We start from the raw sequence: 3,311 nt of genomic DNA on the forward strand, positions 1-3,311 counted from the left end.
GGTGGTGCGCTTCGTTGCCGTCAGGCGTGTTCGGTGACTTGGTTGCGGTCGTAGAGGGCCCTCATCTGGATCTCGGTGAACTTCTGCTGTTCAGCGGTGAGTCCACGGAGGAGCTCGAGGAACCGCTGCTCCATGTCCGGGTTGGTCGGGCCTGGGAGTCGCCGACCCGCTGCAGCAAACACCTCTCGTTCCGGCAGGCCAAGCACGGTGGCGAGCTTGGCGAGGTTCTCCTTGTTGGGGCCGCGTCCGGTGCCACGCTTGCGGTTGACCCATGTGTTAACGGCGGCTGGAGAGACGCCGATTCGGCGCGCGATCTCGCTTTGGTTGAGGTCGGGTCGCCGGACTTGCGCGGCGCGAATGAGGGTGGAGAGGTCATCGCTACTCATGCGGCAATTTTCCTATCCGCCATGGGCAGCCGTAGCAATTCGCCGTGCCCGTACTGCTCGCCGCATCCGGGGCAGCGGCAGCCAGCCGTGTCGAGCGTGATCCGAAGGGTCTGGCCGCAGGGGCAAGCGACGGGGATAACGCGGGGCCGTCGCTCCCCCGATACCTGCACCTCGCACTGGCGGTGGATCAGCGACACCTCGCGCGCGAATTCGTCGATGGCAGGGTGATTGGCCGCGGCCCATTCGAGGTTGAACCTGAGCGTCCGGACGGCGTGGTCGACGCGCTGCCGCAGCGTCCCGGCCTCGCACACCTCGGCTCGCCCGTGCTCGCGCCAGTCCCGCACCCACGTTTCCAGCGTGCCGAGGACGGGCCCACCGGCAGTCATAAGGTTCAGGATGTCCAGGCGGAGCGGTACGGGGGCTGTGCGGCTCCCGGAGACCGCCGGGCCACCATTCCCTACCCGGGGGGCTAGTTGGGCGCTCAGGCGGGCGTACAGGCCGTCAGGCCCGGCCAGGGCCCGCAGTTGGCCGTCGATGCGCTCGGTGCAGGGGCGGCAGGCGTAAGCGCCCAGTTCGTCGGCGTACAGGCCGTTCCGGCAGATCGTGCAGGCGGGGGCGGTGGCTTCGGCGAGGGTCACGGCTGCTCCTTGCGGTGGCGCGGTGGGACTGGGCGGAGTGGCCGGCCGGATGGGGGTCCGGCCGGCCGGTGGTGCGGTGGGTCAGGCGGTCGGCTGCTGCTCGGTGATCGGTACGTGGATGTCGTCCAGCCCGAACTCGCCGACCTTGAGGGCGACCGCTACGGCCTGGGCGCGGTCATGGACACCGAGGGCCTGGTATGCGCGGCTGAGGACCTCGTTGACGGTGTGGACACTGACGCCCAGCCAGCGGGCGATGTGTCCGGCGGTGTTGCCGTTCGCTGCGAGGAGTAGAACCTCGCGCTGCCTGCGGGTGAGAAGCTTCGCGGTGGTCATCGGGTCGGCTCCTCGGCGGCGGCGGCCATGGCCCGCAGTAGGTCGGCCAGGCGTAGGGCGTCGGCCGTCGTCAGGTGGATGAGCCCGTACTGGCCTGCCCGGTCGGTGTAGGACAGCCCGAGGCAGCCAAGGCGGACGTGGTCAGAGAACAGCCCGCAGGGCCTACGGCCGTCGATGAGGATGGGCGTGGCCTCGGCCTCGCCGAAGCGTCGGACTCCGAGGAGTTCGAGCTCACGGGATTCGTTGCGCCGGTCGCGGACGCGCTTCAGCGCATTGGCGTGCTGATCCAGCCGGTCGTACAGGGCGTCGAGGTCGGTGCTGGTGAGGTCGTCGAGGCGGATGCGGTCGCTCATCGGGGCTTCTCCGTGATGCGTCGGGTGCAGGCGTGGGGGTCGGGGCACTGGGGGCGGCCGTCCCACCGGGCGGGGGTGCCGGTGATGGGGTGGCCGCACCACTGGCAGGTGGGAGTGCGGTCGTTCATCGGGGCGGCTCCTCGGCAGTGGTGTGGTTGCGGCAGCAAGGGCAGATGTCGAGGAGCCGGCCGGGGGCGCGGCGCGTGGTCCAGCCGTCCCGGCGGCCGTCGGCGCGCACCTGCCGGGCGGTCCGGGACGTGAACTGGGCGCGCACGGCGGCGTTGTGCGGGCAGTCGTCACGACCGTTGGGGCCGTCGCAGGCGACCTCGACGCCGAGCGGTCGGGCGGTCACGGCTTCGGCTCCTCGGCCACGGCGGGGGCTGGGTGGCAGCAGCTGCAGAAAGGCGGGCACGGGCACTCGCCCTCGTGGCCCTCCAGGTGCACACGGTCCGGCGGGTCGGGCACGGTCTCCGTCGTGGTGATGTCGGGGTCGACCTCGGGGTGGGTGAAGGCGACGGGCTTGCCGAGCTCTCGGGCATAGGCAATCTCGGCGCGGGTGGAGTCCCCGATGTAGTTGCCGACGACGAGCACTTCGTCGGCGAGGCGGATCTTCGCCCGGTGCAGGTTGTCGAGCTGGACCTTGAGGGCTTCGGCTTCGACCGGATCCGCCCAAAGCGCGTGCGACTCCTTCATGTTGCAGCCGGGCTTGACGACGATGTACCCGACTGCGGTGAGTTCACAGTCGGCGTCGACCATGGCGTCCATGAAGCGGGTGGAGCCGCAGATCACGACGATCCTCGGGAGCTTGAGCCCTTCCTTGGCGTCGGCGAGCTTCTCTTCCGGGGTGAGCAACTCCGGGTACGACATGTGGATCTCCTTCGGGGTGTGTGGTGAAGTGGTCCGGCGCCTGCCCCTGCTTTCTCCAGGGGCAGGCGTCCGGCATGTCACAGGGTGGTCAGGCGGCGGCGTCATCGCCGAAGAGGCTGAGTCGGCCGGCGAGTACGCGGTTGGACCACAGGACCTCGGTGCGGCCCTTCGCCGCGGCAGCGTTACCGGTCATGGTCTGCTCGTCGGCCCGGTACCAGCCGTCGTACAACTCGTCGTACAGAGGGCTGGCATATCCGGAGAGGACGACCGCTGCCTTGCAGTCGTGGAGTGCGGCCGCGAGGTCGCGGTGCTCCTGCTCACCCTTCATCTCGATGCGGTAGTTCGACCATGGGCGGGTCGTACCGAGGTATGGCGGGTCGACGTAGAGCAGCACGTCCTTCTGGTGGCCGTACTTCGCGATGAGGTCGAGGGCGGGCATCGACTCCAGGGAGACGCGGCGCAGGCGTTCCGCTGCGGCGGCGAGCCGGTCGACGTAGGCGGCCATGTAGCCGGGCATGGACGTGCCGGAGCCTGCTGGGTCGATGTAGTGCCGCCACCCGGTGTTCCGCAGCGTCCCGGCGCGGCCCTGGGCAAGGCGGCACCAGATGCGGCGGGCCAGCTCCAGATCGTCGGCGGCCGGTTCATGTGCGGCCGCGAGTTCGTCCCGGCTGTGCGGGGTGAGCGCGCAGGCACGGATCAGATCGGCGGGGCGGTCGCGAAGAACCCGCCAGAAC

General features: G+C 69.9%; 7 protein-coding genes and 1 pseudogene. All 8 read right to left on the bottom strand.

The annotated features are described in order from the left end of the window. Positions 1–20 precede the first annotated feature (20 nt). A complete protein-coding gene (locus ACWCQ6_RS36465) occupies positions 21–386 on the bottom strand; it encodes a helix-turn-helix transcriptional regulator (RefSeq protein ID WP_451096705.1) in 366 nt (121 codons plus the stop codon). Next, positions 383–1,024: a hypothetical protein gene (locus ACWCQ6_RS36470; protein WP_451096707.1), complete on the bottom strand. Its 642-nt coding sequence runs from the start codon at positions 1,022–1,024 to the stop codon at positions 383–385. Before ACWCQ6_RS36470 ends, ACWCQ6_RS36465 begins: the two co-directional genes overlap by 4 nt. Positions 1,025–1,105: 81 nt before the next feature. Continuing rightward, positions 1,106–1,357 carry a response regulator transcription factor gene (locus tag ACWCQ6_RS36475; RefSeq protein ID WP_451096709.1) on the bottom strand — a complete coding sequence of 84 codons (252 nt, stop codon included), beginning with the start codon at positions 1,355–1,357 and terminating at the stop codon, positions 1,106–1,108. Continuing rightward, entirely contained in the window at positions 1,354–1,710 is a 357-nt protein-coding gene (locus ACWCQ6_RS36480; protein WP_451096711.1) for a hypothetical protein, read from the bottom strand. Before ACWCQ6_RS36480 ends, ACWCQ6_RS36475 begins: the two co-directional genes overlap by 4 nt. Continuing rightward, positions 1,707–1,838, bottom strand: a complete 132-nt coding sequence (locus ACWCQ6_RS36485; RefSeq protein WP_451096713.1) for a hypothetical protein — start codon at positions 1,836–1,838, stop codon at positions 1,707–1,709. The genes ACWCQ6_RS36480 and ACWCQ6_RS36485 overlap by 4 nt, the downstream gene beginning before the upstream one ends. Further along, positions 1,835–2,062: a hypothetical protein gene (locus tag ACWCQ6_RS36490; RefSeq protein ID WP_451096715.1), complete on the bottom strand. Its 228-nt coding sequence runs from the start codon at positions 2,060–2,062 to the stop codon at positions 1,835–1,837. The genes ACWCQ6_RS36485 and ACWCQ6_RS36490 overlap by 4 nt, the downstream gene beginning before the upstream one ends. Before the next feature lie 131 nt (positions 2,063–2,193). Next, positions 2,194–2,577, bottom strand: a pseudogene (locus ACWCQ6_RS36495) (hypothetical protein); the annotation flags it as partial. 88 nt (positions 2,578–2,665) lie between these two features. Next, a partial coding sequence (locus tag ACWCQ6_RS36500; protein WP_451096717.1) for a DNA adenine methylase occupies positions 2,666–3,311 on the bottom strand: 646 nt, incomplete at its 5' end.

This window comes from Streptomyces sp. NPDC001880, from assembly GCF_053594575.1.

Coding starts and splice junctions, on each gene's coding strand:
- ACWCQ6_RS36485 (WP_451096713.1), bottom strand. CDS start 1,838: ATGAACGACCGCACTCCCACCTGCCAGTGGTGCGGCCACCCCATCACC.
- ACWCQ6_RS36465 (WP_451096705.1), bottom strand. CDS start 386: ATGAGTAGCGATGACCTCTCCACCCTCATTCGCGCCGCGCAAGTCCGG.
- ACWCQ6_RS36475 (WP_451096709.1), bottom strand. CDS start 1,357: ATGACCACCGCGAAGCTTCTCACCCGCAGGCAGCGCGAGGTTCTACTC.
- ACWCQ6_RS36480 (WP_451096711.1), bottom strand. CDS start 1,710: ATGAGCGACCGCATCCGCCTCGACGACCTCACCAGCACCGACCTCGAC.